The sequence below is a fragment of the Phenylobacterium sp. genome (genome assembly GCF_036963605.1).
Taxonomy (GTDB): domain Bacteria; phylum Pseudomonadota; class Alphaproteobacteria; order Caulobacterales; family Caulobacteraceae; genus Phenylobacterium.
On the sequence record NZ_JBALUY010000031.1, the window covers coordinates 1 to 16,181 of the forward strand.

The following is a 16,181-nucleotide window of genomic DNA, read 5'->3' on the forward strand; positions in this document are numbered from 1 at the left end:
GAAGTCCCAGGTCGGCCGTCCGCCGGTGGTCTGCTCCTGCTCCTGGCGGGCCTTGATCTCGCCCTCGCTCATGCCGGCGAAGAAGTTCCAGTTGCGATTGTATTCCGCCGCGTGCGGTTGGCAGAACCAGTAGTGCTCATTCATCATGTCCCGGGACTTCGGCGCCCGGGCCGCTGCGGGCATGGAGCAGCCGGGGTGATCGCAACGGCGCTCACCGGGCTTCAGAGCGAAAACGTCGTCGGCCTGCTCCGCTTCCCCGGGCTTTGGGGGGCGGACGCGGATATCGACGAACTTGGGCCTGTATTGAAACGCGCCGGGCATGCCCCAAGTATGGGGCCACGGCCCGCACTTTTGAAGAATTGAAGATGTGAGCAATGGGCGCCATATTCGATGCCATCCAACAAAAACTGACCGAGGCCTTTTCGCCGACCCGCCTGGAGATCGAGGATGAGTCCTCGCGCCATGCGGGCCATGCCGGCGCCCGGCCCGGCGGAGAAAGCCATTTCAACGTCCTGATCGAGGCGGAGGCCTTCGCCGGAGCGCCCAAGGTCGCTCGGCAGCGCATGATTTACCGCGCCCTTTCTGCAGAGATGGCCGGCCCGGTCCACGCCTTGTCGCTCAAGGCCCTGGCGCCCGGCGAGAGCTGAGCGCGGTCAAAAAAACATAGAAGTCTGTTCGGGCGTCATTTTTTCCGCCCGGCGTTTGGGGAGACGCCCGTTGAAGACCAGTTTCACCGTCAATGGCCAGGCCGCCAGCCTGGACCTTGATCCGCGCACGACCCTGCTCGACGCCCTGCGCGAACGACTCGACCTCAAGGGCTCCAAGAAGGGGTGCGACCACGGCCAGTGCGGCGCCTGTACGGTCCTGGTCAATGGCCGGCGAATCAACGCCTGCCTGTCGCTGGCCGTCACCCATGAGGGCGACGAGATCACCACCATCGAAGGCCTGGCCCAGGACGAGGCGCTGCACCCGGTGCAGCAGGCCTTCCTGGAGCACGACGCCTTCCAGTGCGGCTATTGCACACCGGGCCAGATCTGCTCGACCGTCGGCATGCTGAAGGAGGCGGGCGACGGCTGGGCGAGCCTGGTGACCAAGGACCTCACCGCCGACACTGTCCTGACCGACGAAGAGATCCGCGAGCGCATGAGCGGTAATCTCTGTCGCTGTTCGGCCTATCCGCAGATCCTGGCGGCCATCCGCGCCGCCGGAGGCCTGGCATGAAGCCCTTCACCTATGAGCGGCCCGGCGACGTGGCGACGGCGCTCGCCTTGGTAGCCGAGATTCCCGGGGCCCGCTTCCTGGCCGGCGGCACCAATCTGGTCGACCTGATGAAGCTGCAGATCGAGCAGCCGACCCACCTGGTCGATGTCAGCCGCCTGCCCCTGGCCGAGATCGAGGACACGCCCGAGGGCGGCCTCCGCCTGGGCGCGATGACCACCAACAGCCAGGTGGCGGCCGACCCCCGCGTTCGCGCGCGCTATCCGGCGCTCGCCCAGGCCATCCTGTCGGGCGCCTCGGGCCAGTTGCGCAACAAGGCGACCACGGCCGGCAACCTGCTGCAGCGAACCCGTTGTCCCTACTTCTACGACACCACCAAGCCCTGCAATAAACGCGCGCCGGGCGCCGGCTGCGCCGCGATCGGCGGCATCTCCACCAACACCGCCATCTTCGGGGCCAGCGAGGCGTGCATCGCCACCCATCCCTCGGACATGGCCGTGGCCCTGACCGCCCTGGACGCCAAGGTGGAGACGAAGTCCGGCGCCGGCGAGGCCCGGGTGCTGGCCATGGACGGATTCCACCGCCTGCCCGGCGACACGCCCCACATCGAGACCGAGCTTCGCTCGGCCGAGATGATCACGGCCGTGGTTTTGCCGCCGCCCCCGCCGGGCGGCCAGATCTATCGCAAGGCCCGGGAGCGGGCCTCCTACGCCTTCGCCATCGGCAGTGTGGCGGTGGCCGGCGGCAAGGTCGCCTTGGGCGCCGTGGCCCACAAGCCGTGGAGGGCCGAGGCCGCCGAACTGGCCCTGGAGCAGGGGGCGAGCCCGGCCGAGGCCATGGCCGCCGAACTGCAGGGCGCAAGGCCCGATGGCCACAACGACTTCAAGTTGAAGCTGATGGCCCGCCTGGGCGCGGCCTGCCTCACTACCACCGGCGCAGGAGACGGCCAATGAGTTCGGTCAAGGATTGGGCGGCGCCGACCCCCATCAGCGAGAACCGCAGCGGCCTGATCGGCAAGGGCGTCGATCGCTACGAAGGCCGGCTCAAGGTCACGGGGTCAGCGCCTTTCGCCTATGAGGTCGAGGCGCCGTCGCCCCCGGCCTATGGCGTGCTGATCGCCTCGCCGGTGGCCAAGGGCGTGGTCACCACCACAGACATCTCGCAGGCGCAGGCCGCGCCGGGCGTGCGGCTGGTCTGGACCCCGTACAATGTGCCGGCCCAGGGTGAGCGCGGCGCCAAGCTCAATCCCCGCAGCCAGCGGGGCGCCAATCCGGCCCTGGCCGCCCGGATCGAGCATTTTGGCCAGCATGTGGGTTTCGTGGTCGCCGACACCCTGGAGAACGCCAAGGCCGCCGCGGCCCTGGTGCGGTTCACCTACGAGGAAGCCCCGGCCGACCTGATCTTCGAGGACAACCTCGCCAAGGCCGACCAGCCGGAAGGCGAGGAGGACGTAAGGGTCGGCGACTTCGAGGCCGCCTTCGCCGGCGCCCCCGTGCGCCTGGACGAGACCTATGTCAGCCCGCTGCAGAACCACGCCCAGATGGAGCCCTGCGCCACCACCGCCTGGTGGGAGGGCGATCATGTTACGGTCCACACCTCGATCCAGATGGTGAAGGGCGGCCAGCACACCCTGGCCGAAACCCTGATGATCCCCTCGACCCAGGTCCGCCTGGTGACCCGCTATATCGGCGGCGGCTTCGGCGGCAAGGGCCAGGCCTATGACGACCTGACCCTAGCGGCGCTGGCGGCCCGCGAACTGGGCCAACCGGTCAAGGTCGCCTATACCCGCCAGCAGATGTTCCAGGCGACCATCCATCGCCCGGCCGTGCACATGCGGGTCCGCCTGGGCGCCCAGGCCGACGGCCGTCTCGACGCCTTCGCCCTCGAGGCGGTGACGCACTGCCGCCGGGAGACGCCGTTCACGGAGCATGCGGCCAATTTCGCCCGCAGCCTCTATGCGGCGCCTAACCGGCTGACCGGCCACCGCCTGGTCAAGCTCGACATCCCTGCGGCGGGTCCCATGCGGGCGCCGGGCGAGGCCTCGGGCATGCTCAGCCTGGAATGCGCCATGGACGAACTGGCCGAACAACTCGGCCTGGACCCCATCGAACTGCGGCTGCGCAACGAACCCGAGACCGACCCCGAGACCGGCAAGCCGTTCAGCACCCGCCAGCTCGTTCGCTGCATGGCCGAGGGCGCGCAGCGGTTCGGTTGGGACCGACGCAACCCGAAGCCCGGCCTGGTCCGCGACGGCCGCTGGCTGGTGGGGCTGGGCATGGCCGCCGCCATCCGCGGCAACTTCCTGCTGCCGGCCAAGGCCGGCGTGCGGATCGACGCCGACGGAACCATCACCCTGCGCCAGGGCATGACCGATATCGGCACCGGCACCTACACGATCCTGGCCCAGATCACCGCCGAGACGCTTGGCGTACCGCTGGCCCAGGTGAAGGTGGAACTGGGGGATTCAGACTTCCCGCCGGCGCCGGGCTCGGGCGGTCAGTTCGGGGCGGCCACGGCCGGGTCTGCGGCCTTCGCCGCCGGCATGAACCTGCGCAAGGCCCTGGCGGAGCTCGCCATCGGCGATCCCAACTCGCCCCTCTATGGCGATGATCCCGAGCTCGTCACCTTCGGCGGCGGCAATATCGCGGTGGACAACCGCGCCGAGCCCCTCGACCGCCTGGTGGCCCGCGCCGCGCCGGACGGAGTCTATGTGGAAGGTTCGATCACGCCGGCCGCTGACGCCCGCGACTATTCCCAGCACACCTATGGCGCCCATTTCGCCGAGGTGGGGGTGGACCCCGACACTGGGGAGGTGCGCCTGCGCCGCATGTTCGGGGTGTTCGCCGCCGGCCGCATCCTCAACGCCAAGACCGCCATGAGCCAGATCACCGGCGGCATGATCTGGGGCGTCGGCACCGCCCTGCACGAATACAACGAGGTCGATCCCCGCTACGGCTCCTTCATCGCCCAGGACTTGGCCGGCTATCACGTGCCGGCCCATGCCGACATCGCCGATCTCTCGGCCATGTTCCTCGACGAGGTGGACGACAAGGCCAATCCCATGGGGATCAAGGGCGTCGGCGAACTGGGCATCGCGGGGGCCGGCGCGGCGATCGCCAACGCCGTTTACAACGCCTGTGGCGCACGGATCCGGGAATATCCCCTGACGCCGGAAAAGGTCCTGGCGGCCCTGCCCTGAAGCGGCGGGGCGTTCGGCTCACACCCGGGCGTGAAGCTCGCCCAGGATGCGGGCGAGGTCGCTCTCGCGGAAGGGCTTTTGCAGGACCGGCGTCCCCTTGTCCACGTCGCGGAGGCCCGCGTCGCCATAGCCGGTGGCGAAGGCGAAGGGCGCGCCCTTTTCCCGCAGGATGTCCGCCAGGGGAAAGATCGGCTGGCCCCCCAGGTTCACGTCGAGCACGGCGCAGTCCAGCTCGCTCGATCCTACCAGGGCGATGGCTTCCTCCAGCCGAGAGGCTGGGCCTATCACCTGGCAGCCGAGATCGCTGAGCATGTCCTCGATCAGCATCGAGACCATCATCTCGTCTTCGACGACGAGAACCCGAAGGCCGGCGAGCTTGGCGAGATCGGTCATAGAAGAGGCTCCAGGGCGCCGGCGAGGGCGACGAGTGTTGCAGCATAGCTCGGAGAAATGCAAAGGGCGCGAGGCGAGGGAGCCGCACGGGTCTTGCCCGCTTGCGCCGAGACTATGGCGACATTCATGCTCCGGCCTCCCCTCCCGTCGGCTGCAGAAAACGCTACAGCCACGCCTGGGTTCCCCGCTTCGCGCCTAGTCTTCGACCGGCGCTTCGATCGGCGGCGAGACCCGCAGGGCGGTGATCTGGTTGCGCTCGCGCCGGACGATCTGGAAGCGATGCCGGTGGAAGATGAAGGTCTGGCCCACGCGCGGGATGGTCTGCGCCTCGTGAATCACCAGGCCGGCCACGGTAACGGCGTCTTCGTCAGGCAACTCCCAGTCCATGGCGCGGTTCAGGTCACGGATCGGCACCGAGCCATCCACATTGACTGAGCCGTCCGGCTGCGGACGTACGCCGGGGACGGCGACATCGTATTCGTCCTCGATCTCGCCGACGATCTCCTCGAGGATGTCCTCCAGGGTGATCAGGCCCTTCAGACCGCCATATTCATCCACCACCAGGGCGAAGTGGGTGTGGCGCTTGAGGAAGGCGTTGAGCTGGTCCTTGAGGTTGGTGGTGTCGGGAATGAACCAGGGCTCGCGCAGGAAACTGGCCACGTCCAGGCTCTCGATCCGGCCATCGGTCTCGGCCATGGCCCTCAGCAGGTCCTTGGCGTGCAGGATGCCGACAATGTTCTCCGGCTCGTCCCGATAGACCGGCATGCGCGTGTGGGCGCTGCCCAGGACGGCGGCGACGAACTCGCGCACAGGCATGCTGATGTCGATCATGGAGATCGACTTCCGGTGCACCATCACCTGGCCCACATCCATGTCCGCCAGGTCCAGCACCCCGCCCAGCATCAGGCGGTCGCGGTTCTCCACCAGGCCCTCGGAGTGGTGATAGTCCACCGCGCCGCGAATCTCCTCGTGGGCGGCCAGGACGTCGGTGGCCATGTCCAGGCGGATGCCGAACGGCCGAAGCGTCAGGCGCACCACCCACTGGGCGCCATTGGCCAGCGGGCCGAAGATCTTCACCACCCAGGTGGCTGGAATCGACAGCAGCCGCGCAGCCCGGTCGGGCTGAGCGATGGCCAGGGTCTTGGGCAGGATCTCGGCGAAGATGACCACCAGGGCGGTCATCACCACGGTGGCGATCAGCGGCCCCGTCGCCCCGGGGATGGCGGCGGTCAGCACGGTGGTGGCCAGGGCCGAGGCGCCGATATTGATGGCGTTGTTGGAGAGGAGGATCGCCCCGATCATCTTCTCCTGGTTGCCGATCAGCCGGTTGACCCGGGCGGCGGCCTTGTCTCCGTCACGCTCCAGCCGGTGCATCCGGCTGCGGCTGGCCGCCGTCATTGAAGTCTCGGTGGCCGAGATCACCGCCGAGAAGAACAACAGGATGAAGATAGCCGGCGCCAGGCCGACAAGGATCGCCGTGATCATGCCGCCGCGCCGGCTGAACCGGCGCCCTCCGAAACCAGGAAGTCATGGATGGCCGCGGGATCGACGTCGCGGGCCACGAAGGCCTCGCCCAGGGCTCGGGCGAGGATGAATGTCAGCCGTCCACCCTCGGCCTTCTTGTCCTGGCCCATATGGGCCAACAGGCGGGGGGCGTCGAATGGATGGCCGGCCAGCTGGTCCAGCCGCACCGGCAGGCCCACCGCGGCGATCGCCGCCTGGGCCCGCTCGGCGTCCTGGCCGGCGCACAGGCCCTGCCGCGCCGAGAACCGGAAGGCCATGGCCATGCCGACACCCACCGCCTCGCCGTGCAGGAGGGCGTCCCCGTAGCCGGTCTCGGACTCCAGGGCGTGGCCGAAGGTATGGCCGAGGTTGAGCAGGGCGCGGCGGCCGGCTTCGCGTTCGTCCTGGGCGACGATCTCGGCCTTCATCTCCACCGAGCGGCGCACGGCCCGCTCCAGGGCCGCGGGGTCGCGGTCGATCACCTTGGGGCCGGCGGTCTCCAGCCACTCGAAGAAGGCGAAGTCGCCCAGCAGGCCGTACTTGATGATCTCGGCATAGCCCGCGCCCATCTCACGGGCGGGCAGGGTGGCCAGCACGTCCAGGTCGGCCAGCACCAGCCTGGGCTGGTGGAAAGCGCCGATCAGATTCTTGCCCCGGGGGGTGTCGATGGCCGTCTTGCCGCCCACCGAGGAGTCCACCTGGGCCAGCAGGGTGGTGGGGATCTGAACGAAATCGATGCCGCGCTTGTAGATGGCCGCGGCGAAACCGGCGAGATCGCCCACGACGCCGCCGCCGAAAGCCACGATCAGGTCGCCGCGGTCGAGCTCCAGGGCCAGCAGGTCATCGCTGACCTTGGCCAGCATGTCGAAGCTCTTGGAGCCTTCCCCCGGCGGAACCACGATCGGGCTCACGGCGACGCCGGCCTGGGCGAGGGCCGCCGTCAGCCGGGCGCCATGCAAGCCCCACACCGTCTCGTCACTGATCACCGCCACCCGGCCACGCTTGAGAAGCGGCGCCATGTGGGCGCCGGCTCCGGCGATCAGGCCGGGGCCGATCATGACCTCATAGGCGCGGTCCCCCAGACCGACATTCACCGCTGCGCTCATGCCTTGTCGCCCTCCAGATGGCGGGTCAGCCCATCGATCACCTGGCCCACCGTGACGTGGTGAGCCGTGTCGCCGGTCTCCACGGTCACATGGGCCTGCGCGTAAATGGGATAGCGGATCTCGGCCTGACTTCGGAGCACGGTCAGGGGGTCGGCGTCCTGCAGCAAGGGACGAGTATCCTTGCGCCCCACGCGGCGGGCCAGCAGTTCGAGGTCGGCCTTCAGCCAGACCACCAGGGCCTGGGACTTCAGCAGGGCGCGGGTGTCTTCGTTCATGAAGGCGCCGCCGCCGGTGGCCAGCACGTGGGGCGGTTCTTCCAGCAGGCGCTGGATCACCCGGCGCTCCCCGTCTCGGAAGGCCGCCTCGCCCAGTTCGGCGAAGATTTCCTTGATCGAGCGGCCGGCTGCGGCCTCGACCTCGGCGTCGGCGTCCCGGAAGGGCAGCTCAAGGGCGTTGGCGAGCCGGCGGCCCACGCTGGACTTGCCGACTCCCATCAGGCCGACGAGGGCGATGGTGCGGGTGCGGAGGGGGGCGTAGCGATCCATGAAAGGCAAGGCTTTACACGAGCCGTTCGCTCCACGCCAACCGGCAGCGAGGGTGGGGCGGTGAAGCCGACACCTTTCCCGCCTTTGAGCGTTGCTGTCCTCAACTCAATGAACTGGCGGAACGCTGTGATCGATCCCGACCTGGCCTATCTGATCCTCAAGAACGCCCGCGACTATGCCGTTCTTACCCTGACGCCGGAGGGGTTGATCATCGCCTGGTCACCGGGCGCCGAGCACGTCTTCGGCTTTCCGGCGGACGAGGTCGTGGGGCGCAGCTTCGAGGAGTTGTTCCTGGAGTCCGATGTGGCCGCCGGGACGCCGCAGGCCGAACTCCGCCTGGCCCTGAGCCAGGGTCGCGCCGAGGACACCCGCTGGCATCGCCGCAAGGACGGGAGTCGCTTCTGGGCCAATGGGGTGACCATGCGCCTGGGCGATCGGCCCGAACTGATCAAGGTTCTGCGGGACGAAACCGCCGCCAAGCTGGCGGAAGACCAGCGGATCCTGCTGCTCAATGAACTCAACCACCGGATCAAGAACACCCTGGTCACTGTTCAGTCGATCGTCGAGCAGACCCTGCGGGCCCAGGGCGTCGCCCTGAGCACCCGCCGCGTGCTGACCGATCGCCTGATCGCCCTGGCCGAGGCCCATAACGTCCTGGTCAACGACAATTGGGCCGGGGCCGACCTGCACACCATTGTGGAGCGAGCGCTGGCGCCCCACCTCCAGGACGGAGAGGATCGGTTCGAGGTTGACGGCCCGCGGGTGCTGCTCAGCCCGCAACAGGCGGTGCCGCTATCCCTGGTGCTGCACGAACTCACGACCAACGCCCTCAAGCACGGCGCCCTGTCGGTGGCGGGGGGCCGGGTAAACCTGAGTTGGAATCTCGCCCATGACGGCATGGGCCTCCGGCGGATGACGCTGTTATGGGCCGAGTGTGGCGGTCCGATGCCTATCGCGCCGCCTCCTGGCCACGACGGCTTCGGCATGCGCCTGATCGCCCGCAGTTTCGGCCGGGAGGGCGATGGCCTCACGCAGATCGAGTTTCCGCCGGAGGGCGTGCGGTGCGTCATCCACGTCCCCCTGGCGACCGAGGAAAGCTTTTCGATCCTGGACCTCGGCGCGGCGCATCGCGGCCACGCCTCCTAGCGGTCAGTGCTTGATGGCGCCCTTAAGATAGCCGGCGATGGCTGGGCCGTACGGCGGGCGCATCCGTTGCAGGGGGCCGATGTCCTTCTTCAGCTGGCTATAGACCGACTTGCGGTGGCTGAATTCCTTGAAGCCGTCGTGACCATGATAGGAGCCCATGCCCGACGGGCCGATCCCGCCGAAGGGCAGCTCCTCCTGGGCCACATGGAAGATCACGTCGTTGACCGTGGCGCCGCCCGACGTGGTCTGGGTCAGCACCCGATCCTTCTCGGCCTCGTCGGTTCCAAACCAGTAGAGGGCCAGGGGCCGCTCGTGGCCGTTCACATAGTCGATCGCCTCCTGGGTCCCGCGATAGGTCTTCACCGGCAGGACCGGGCCGAAGATCTCCTCCTGCATCACCGCCATGTCCTCGGTGGGGTTGAGAATCAGGGTCGGCGGGATCTTGCGGTAGGGCTGCTGGCTGAAGTCCTCGCCGGCCGGGTTCAGCTCGACCACCTGGGCGCCCTTGGCCCGGGCGTCGTCGATATAGCCGGTGATCCGCTCATAGTGGTCCTGGGCGATGATGGCGGTGTAGTCGGGATTGTCCCGCAGGGTCGGGAACATGCGGGTCACGGACTGCCGCGCCTCTTCGATGAACTCGCCGATCTTGGTCTCCGGCGTCAGGACATAGTCGGGCGCCAGGCAGATCTGGCCGGCGTTCAGCGTCTTGCCGGCCATGATCCGGGCCGCCGCCAGGCCCACATCGGCGCTTTCCGACAGGATCACCGGGCTCTTGCCGCCAAGCTCCAGGGTCAGCGGCACCAGATTGTCGGCCGCCGCCCGCATCACGTGCCGGGCCACCGCCGTGCCGCCGGTATAGATCAGGTGGTCGAAGGCTAGGCCCGAAAAGGCCCGGCCCACCTCCGGCCCGCCGGTGAAGACGGCGATCTCGTCCTCGCTGAAGGCCTTGGCGAACATGGTTTTCATCAACTCGGAGGTTTTCGGCGTGAACTCCGAGGGCTTGATCATCGCCCGGTTGCCCGCCGCCAGAATGCCCGCCAGCGGACCGAAGGTCAGGTTGACCGGGAAGTTCCAGGGGCTGATCACGCCCACCACGCCCTTGGGCTGGAACTGCAACTGCGCCTTGGCGCCGAACAGGCCCAGGATGGCCGGGGTGGTCTTGCGCTTCTCCGGCGCCATCCACTTTCGCAGATTGGCCTTGGCGTGCTTCAGCGGCCCGATGGAGGCGGCGATGTCCGTCAGGCCGGTGACCGCCTTGGAACGAGACCCGAAGTCATCATTGATCGCCTCGGCGATGGCTTCGGCATGATCGATCAGCAGGTCGATGCAGCGATCCAGCCGGGCGGCGCGGAGCTCGACCGAGGGCGGGCCTTCGGCCAGTTGGGCGGCCTTCTGGCGAGCGAGGACGCGCTGCATGTCCTCACGGGTCGGTTCGGCGGACGCGGTCATCGGCGGCTCTCCTGGTGGATTCCGCCTCAGTGAACCCCGGTTTACGCCAGGGCCGTCATCCGAAATTCTGCGTAAAGGGCCATGACGGCCGCTCAGGCTGCCCTAAGGTGGTCCCCATGCAAATCGCCCGCATCCGGATTCTCGCCGCCCTGACCACCTGCGCCTTGGTCCTGCCGTGTTCGTCCCTGGCCCAGACGCCCGCCGAGGTGTCGAACCAGGTGACAGCGACGACCCTGCAGGCTCCGGATCTGTTTTCGGCCGCCGGCCGCGACACAGGACTTGGTCCCGACCTCTGGCGGGACGCCTCGGCGGCGACCGCCCGGACGGTGATCGCGCTGCTGGCCGAGCGACCGCTCAGTCTGGCGACCTCGGCCCTGGCCCGGGCCGTTCTGGCTACGGGCGCCCGCGCCCCTCAGGGTGCCGGCGATGATCCGGATCTCGCCGCAGCCCGCGCCCGCGCCCTGATCGTGCTGGGCGAGATTCCCGCCGCCCGCAGCATTCTGAGGCGCACAGCCGGCGTCGATCGCCACGAAGGGCTGGCGCGGGCGGCCGCTGATGCGGCCCTGCTGGCGGGCGACGATACCGCCGCCTGCGAGATCGCCCAGGCCCTCAGCGTGGATCGCGACCAGGTCTACTGGCTGCGGCTACGGGCCTATTGCCAGGCCCTGGCCGGCGAGCCGGCCGCCCAACTCACCTTGGACCTGGCCCAGAATGTCGAACGCGACGCGGTGTTCGGCAGTCTGCTGGGCGCCCGCCTGGCCGGCTCCGGTGACCCTGGCGCCCCGTCCTTGCGCAACAGCCTGGACTACGCCCTGTCGCGCAATCTGGGCCTCGATCTGTCGCAGGCCGAGCCCGCCGCTCCGATCGCCGCAGCCCTGGCGGGCGAGGCGCCGCAGCCGGCCGCCCGCTGGCCGGTGATCGCCACCGAGGGGCCTGTGGCCGCCGCCGTCGCCGTCCTGGCCCAGGGGGACCTCGCCCTGGCTCAGAATGTGCGCGCGACCCTCATCCAAGACGAAATCCCCCAGGCCGAGGTTCTCGACCTCGCCCTGCTGGACGCCCTGATCGCCGCGGCGTCGGGACGCGAGGATCGGCCGACCCTGGACCGGCTGGTGGAGCGCGGCGGGATTGGTGAGACCCGTGATCGTCGTCGCGCTCAGGACGCCGCCCTGCTGCTGAGCGCCCTGGGCACGCCATTCAGCCCCCAGGCGCGGGGCGAGTTCGCAGCCTTCCCGATTGCGGCGCCCAAGGCCCCGCCGGCCCGGACCTTCGCCATGGAGCAGGCGGCACGCAGCGCCCTGGCCGGCGAAACAGCCCTGCTGGCCCTGTGGACCAGCGCCGAGGCCGGCCCGACCGGACCTGCGCCGGCTGATCGCGCCCGCATCATCGCCGCCCTGAGCGCCGCCGGTCTTGCCGACCATGCGCGGGCCTATGCGGTGGAAGGCCTGCTGGCCCTGCGATGAGCGCGCAAACCGCCGAGGGCTGGGTGGAGGCCTTTCTGGAGATGATGGCCGTGGAGCGCGCCGCGGCGCGCAACACCCTGACGGCCTATGGCAAGGATCTGCTCGACGCCCAGGGCTTCCTGGCGGGGCAGGGGACCAGCCTGGACGATGCGGCGGCCGAAGACATCGAAGCCTATTTCGCCGAGCTTGGCGCCCGGGGTCTGGCGCCGGCGACGGCTGCCCGGCGCCGGGCCAGCGTGCGCCAGTTCTATCGCTTCGTCCTGGGGGAGGGCTGGCGGACCGACGACCCCTCCCGCCGGGTGGACGCGCCCCGCAAGGGCCGGCCCCTGCCCAGGGTGCTCAGCCGGGCCGAGGTCGACGCCTTGATCGCGGCCGCGGCGGCCAAGGACGGCGCCCAGGGCCTGCGCCTGGCCTGCATGGTGGAGCTGCTCTACGCCTCGGGCCTGCGGGTTTCAGAGCTGACGGCCCTGCCCCTGGCGGTGCTGGCCCGCGACCCGGCCTATCTGATCGTCAAGGGCAAGGGCGGCAAGGAACGCCTCGCCCCCTTGAACGACGCCGCGCGTACGGCGGTGAAGGCCTATCTGGAGGTTCGCAAGATCTTCCTGCCCAAGGGTGACGCCGCCAATCCCTGGCTGTTTCCGTCACGGGGCAAAGGCGGCCGGCTGACGCCCCGGCGACTGGCGCAGCTGCTGGACGAAGCGGCCCGGGACGCCGGGGTCGATCCTGAGCGGGTCAGCCCCCACGTCCTGCGCCACGCCTTCGCCACTCACCTGCTGGAGGGCGGGGCGGACCTGCGGGTGGTCCAGACCCTGCTGGGACATGCCGATATCGCCACCACGCAGATCTACACCCACCTCGCCAGCGATCATCTGCGCGAGGTGGTGGAAACCAAACATCCACTGGGGCGTAAGCGCTGAATGCAGGACGACCTCCAAGGCCTCGAAGAGTTCATCCTCTTCACCATCGGCCGGACCCCCGTGACTCTGGGCGGCATCGTGGCCGGCGCGGTCGTCATGATCATCGCCTTCGTGGTGGCCTGGGCCGCCGCCGCGGGGCTGCGGCGGGTCCGCGCCCGGGCGAGATACGGTGGCGCGGCCCTCTATATCGTCGAGAAGCTGGTCACCTACGGGGTGGTCATCATCGGTCTGGTGGCGGGACTCTCCACCGTCGGCCTCGACTTTTCATCCCTGGCGATCTTCGCCGGCGCCGTCGGCGTGGGCGTGGGCCTTGGTCTGCAGGGGGTGGTGAAGGAGTTCGTTTCCGGCCTGGTGCTGATCTTCGACCGGGTGGTCAATATCGGCGACTATGTGGAGCTGGAAAGCGGTCAGCGCGGTCAGGTCCAGGAGATCGGGCCGCGGGCCACCCGTATCCGCAACAACGACAATATCGACATCATCGTCCCCAACTCGCAGCTGATCGAGGGGATCTTGGTGAACTGGACCCTGCACGGGGCGACCCGGCGGATCCACATTCCGTTCGGCGTGGCCTATGGCGCCGACAAGGAGAAGGTGCGGGAAGCTGTTCTAGCCGCCGCCCGGGCGCTGCCGTTCACCCTGCCTGAGAGCGAAGATCACAAGTCGCAGGTCTGGCTGGTGGGCTTCGGGGACTCGGCGCTGAACTTCGAACTGCTCGTCTGGCCGGACCTGAACGCAGCAAAGCGGCCCAACGCCATGCTGGCGGCCTATACCTGGGCGATCGACGACGCCCTGCGGGGGGCCAATATCGAAATCCCGTTCCCACAGACCGATCTGCGGATTCGCAGCCTGTTTGGCCACGAGGGCGATGGCGCCCTGGAGACTCTGGGCCTCAAATCGCCGGCCGCGCCGGTGGTCCCCCAGCCGGCTGCGCCCTCCGTCAACGATGCGGCTGAGGACGTGGTGCGGCCGGCGCCAGAGCCCGAACCCGAGCCTGATCCCCAGGCGCCGCCAGCCGTGGCCCCTCCGGATATCGGCGGCCGACCCTGAGGGGAAACGGAACACGCGCCAGGGCCGGCCATTCCCGTAGGGCGAGGGCGCCCTTGTGACGGTGCGGGTTCCCGCCTAACTTCCCGCGCTTCGCGCACAGCCAAGGACAAGACACCTCGATGGCAGCCCATTATCTCGAGTTTGAGCGCCCCATCGCCGAGCTCGAAGCCAAGATCGAGGAACTCCAGCGCCTCTCCGAGACGGCGGAAGGCGGCGCCATGGACGCCGAGATCGCCGCCCTGCGGGCCCGGGCGTCGGAGTTTCGCGTCAAGGCCTACGCCAATCTCGATCCCTGGCAGAAGATGCAGGTGGCCCGTCACCCCGAGCGGCCGCACTTCGTCAACTATGCCGAAGGGCTGATCGAGGATTTCGTCGAGCTGCGGGGCGACCGCAAGTACGCCGACGACCAGGCGCTGCTGGGCGGCGTCGGCCGGTTCCGTGGCCGACCGGTGGTGGTCATGGGCCATGAAAAGGGTCACGACACCGCCAGCCGGGTGAAGCACAATTTCGGCTCTGCGCGGCCTGAGGGCTATCGCAAGGCCATCCGGCTGATGGACATGGCCGAGAACTTCAACATGCCGGTCATCAGCATCATCGACTCGGCCGGCGCCTATCCCGGGGTCGGCAGTGAAGAGCGCGGCGTGGCCGAGGCGATCGCGCGATCCACCCAGCGTTGCCTGACCCTCAGCGTGCCCATGGTGTGCCTCATCACCGGCGAAGGCATGTCTGGCGGAGCGATCGCCATCGCCGCCGGCAACCGGGTGCTGATCCTGGAGCACGCCGTCTATTCGGTGATCTCGCCGGAGGGGGCCAACTCCATCCTCTGGCGCGGCTCGCGCACCGCCGAAGAAGCGGCCAAGGCGATGAAGATCACCGCCCACGACCTGCTGAAGCGCAAGATCGTCGATCGCATCGTGCCCGAGCCCCCCGGCGGAGCTCACTCCGACCCTGCGGCCATGCTGCAGACCCTGGGCGACGTACTTGAGGAAGAGCTCGATGCTCTGGAGGGCCTGTCCCCCGACGCGCTGCGGGCGGCCAGGTCCGAGCGGTTCTACGCCATCGGCCGCTCTGGTCTCTGACGGGCGGGCTGGGGACGCCCTTCCGTAGGCCGGTCGCGAAGACCTTTTACGGCACGGCTTGTCTGAACGGCGTTCAGCGGCTTGAGTGTCTCAAACAATTGTTTGGGAGAACGTCATGGCCTTGAAGACCCGTTTCACCGAGATGTTCGGCGTCGAGCATCCGGTCGTGCAGGGCGGCATGCAGTGGGTCGGCCGCGCCGAACTGGTGGCCGCCGTGGCCAATGCTGGCGGCCTGGGTTTCATCACGGCGCTCACCCAGCCGACGCCCCAGGACCTGACCAAGGAGATCGAGCGCTGCCGGTCGATGACCGACAAGCCCTTCGGCGTGAACCTGACCATCCTGCCGGCCATCAACCCGCCGCCCTATGCCGAGTATCGTCAGGCGATCATCGATTCCGGCATCAAGATCGTCGAGACCGCCGGCAACAAGCCCGCCGAGCACGTCGAGGAATTCAAGAAGCACGGCATCCTGGTGATCCATAAGTGCACCGCCGTCCGCCACGCCCTGTCGGCTGAGCGGATGGGCGTGGACGCCATCTCCATCGACGGCTTCGAGTGCGCCGGCCACCCCGGCGAGGACGACATCCCGGGCCTGATCCTGATCCCGGCCGCGGCCGACAAGGTGAAGATCCCGATGATCGCATCTGGCGGCTTCGGCGACGGGCGCGGCCTGGCGGCCGCCCTGGCCCTGGGCGCCGAGGGCATCAACATGGGCACCCGCTTCATGTGCACCGTCGAAAGCCCGATCCATGAGAATGTGAAGCGCCAGATCGTCGAGAACGACGAGCGGGCCACCGACCTCATCTTCCGCACCATGCACAACACCAGCCGCGTGGCGCGCAACGACATCAGCCGTCAGGTGGTGGAGCTGGAGCGCTCCGGCGCCAAGTTCGAAGACGTCCGCGAACTGGTGGCCGGCACTCGCGGCCGGGTGGTCTACGAGACCGGCGATCCCGAGCACGGCATCTGGTCGGCCGGCATGATCCAGGGCCTGATCCACGACATTCCCACCTGCCAGGAGCTGGTCAGCCGGATCGTGGCCGAGGCGGAAGAGATCATCGAGGCGCGGCTCTCGCGGATGATGGGCCACCGGGTCCTGGCGCCGGTCTGAAGTCGCCC

At 68.6% G+C, this 16,181-nt stretch carries 15 protein-coding genes and 1 pseudogene; 10 read left to right on the forward strand and 6 right to left on the reverse strand.

Annotated features, from left to right (window positions below; all coding sequences use genetic code 11):
- Window positions 1-321: pseudogene (locus V7702_RS07755) on the reverse strand (J domain-containing protein); the annotation flags it as partial.
- A gap of 53 nt (window positions 322-374) precedes the next feature.
- On the opposite strand from V7702_RS07755, the gene V7702_RS07760 reads away from it, so the two are divergent.
- The 4 genes from V7702_RS07760 to V7702_RS07775 all read left to right on the forward strand — a co-directional run bounded on the left by V7702_RS07760 (window position 375) and on the right by V7702_RS07775 (window position 4,417).
- Entirely contained in the window at window positions 375-647 is a 273-nt protein-coding gene (locus tag V7702_RS07760) for a BolA family protein (RefSeq protein WP_335649541.1), read from the forward strand.
- A 70-nt stretch (window positions 648-717) separates the two neighbouring features.
- Window positions 718-1,221, forward strand: a complete 504-nt coding sequence (locus tag V7702_RS07765) for a 2Fe-2S iron-sulfur cluster-binding protein (protein ID WP_335649542.1) — start codon at window positions 718-720, stop codon at window positions 1,219-1,221.
- Window positions 1,218-2,171 (forward strand): FAD binding domain-containing protein, encoded by a 954-nt coding sequence (locus V7702_RS07770; protein WP_335649543.1) that lies wholly within the window; start codon window positions 1,218-1,220, stop codon window positions 2,169-2,171. The genes V7702_RS07765 and V7702_RS07770 overlap by 4 nt, the downstream gene beginning before the upstream one ends.
- The gene (locus V7702_RS07775) at window positions 2,168-4,417 is read left to right on the forward strand and encodes a xanthine dehydrogenase family protein molybdopterin-binding subunit (protein ID WP_335649544.1); all 2,250 of its coding nucleotides are present in this window, start codon (window positions 2,168-2,170) and stop codon (window positions 4,415-4,417) included. The genes V7702_RS07770 and V7702_RS07775 overlap by 4 nt, the downstream gene beginning before the upstream one ends.
- A gap of 18 nt (window positions 4,418-4,435) precedes the next feature.
- Here V7702_RS07775 and V7702_RS07780 read toward each other — a convergent pair whose 3' ends face one another.
- The 4 genes from V7702_RS07780 to V7702_RS07795 all read right to left on the reverse strand — a co-directional run bounded on the left by V7702_RS07780 (window position 4,436) and on the right by V7702_RS07795 (window position 7,964).
- Window positions 4,436-4,810 carry a response regulator gene (locus V7702_RS07780; protein WP_335649545.1) on the reverse strand — a complete coding sequence of 125 codons (375 nt, stop codon included), beginning with the start codon at window positions 4,808-4,810 and terminating at the stop codon, window positions 4,436-4,438.
- A 195-nt stretch (window positions 4,811-5,005) separates the two neighbouring features.
- A complete protein-coding gene (locus V7702_RS07785; RefSeq protein WP_335649546.1) occupies window positions 5,006-6,295 on the reverse strand; it encodes an HlyC/CorC family transporter in 1,290 nt (429 codons plus the stop codon).
- Window positions 6,292-7,419: a 3-dehydroquinate synthase gene (gene aroB, locus V7702_RS07790; RefSeq protein ID WP_335649547.1), complete on the reverse strand. Its 1,128-nt coding sequence runs from the start codon at window positions 7,417-7,419 to the stop codon at window positions 6,292-6,294. The genes V7702_RS07785 and aroB overlap by 4 nt, the downstream gene beginning before the upstream one ends.
- Entirely contained in the window at window positions 7,416-7,964 is a 549-nt protein-coding gene (locus V7702_RS07795; RefSeq protein ID WP_335649548.1) for a shikimate kinase, read from the reverse strand. The genes aroB and V7702_RS07795 overlap by 4 nt, the downstream gene beginning before the upstream one ends.
- 126 nt (window positions 7,965-8,090) lie before the next feature.
- Here V7702_RS07795 and V7702_RS07800 point away from each other — a divergent pair, with 126 nt between their 5' ends.
- Entirely contained in the window at window positions 8,091-9,110 is a 1,020-nt protein-coding gene (locus V7702_RS07800) for a sensor histidine kinase (RefSeq protein WP_335649549.1), read from the forward strand.
- A 3-nt stretch (window positions 9,111-9,113) separates the two neighbouring features.
- On the opposite strand, the gene V7702_RS07805 is transcribed toward V7702_RS07800, so the two are convergent.
- Entirely contained in the window at window positions 9,114-10,589 is a 1,476-nt protein-coding gene (locus V7702_RS07805) for a coniferyl aldehyde dehydrogenase (protein WP_335649571.1), read from the reverse strand.
- An 86-nt stretch (window positions 10,590-10,675) separates the two neighbouring features.
- Here V7702_RS07805 and V7702_RS07810 point away from each other — a divergent pair, with 86 nt between their 5' ends.
- The 5 genes from V7702_RS07810 to V7702_RS07830 all read left to right on the forward strand — a co-directional run bounded on the left by V7702_RS07810 (window position 10,676) and on the right by V7702_RS07830 (window position 16,173).
- On the forward strand, window positions 10,676-12,019 hold the full coding sequence (locus V7702_RS07810; protein ID WP_335649550.1) for a hypothetical protein: 1,344 nt from the start codon (window positions 10,676-10,678) through the stop codon (window positions 12,017-12,019).
- The gene (locus tag V7702_RS07815) at window positions 12,016-12,936 is read left to right on the forward strand and encodes a site-specific tyrosine recombinase XerD (protein WP_335649551.1); all 921 of its coding nucleotides are present in this window, start codon (window positions 12,016-12,018) and stop codon (window positions 12,934-12,936) included. The genes V7702_RS07810 and V7702_RS07815 overlap by 4 nt, the downstream gene beginning before the upstream one ends.
- Window positions 12,937-13,983 carry a mechanosensitive ion channel family protein gene (locus V7702_RS07820; protein ID WP_335649552.1) on the forward strand — a complete coding sequence of 349 codons (1,047 nt, stop codon included), beginning with the start codon at window positions 12,937-12,939 and terminating at the stop codon, window positions 13,981-13,983.
- A gap of 119 nt (window positions 13,984-14,102) precedes the next feature.
- Window positions 14,103-15,062, forward strand: a complete 960-nt coding sequence (locus V7702_RS07825; RefSeq protein WP_335649553.1) for an acetyl-CoA carboxylase carboxyltransferase subunit alpha — start codon at window positions 14,103-14,105, stop codon at window positions 15,060-15,062.
- Window positions 15,063-15,177: 115 nt separating this feature from the next.
- Window positions 15,178-16,173, forward strand: coding sequence for an NAD(P)H-dependent flavin oxidoreductase (locus V7702_RS07830; protein WP_335649554.1), 996 nt, complete (start codon window positions 15,178-15,180; stop codon window positions 16,171-16,173).
- Window positions 16,174-16,181 lie beyond the last annotated feature (8 nt).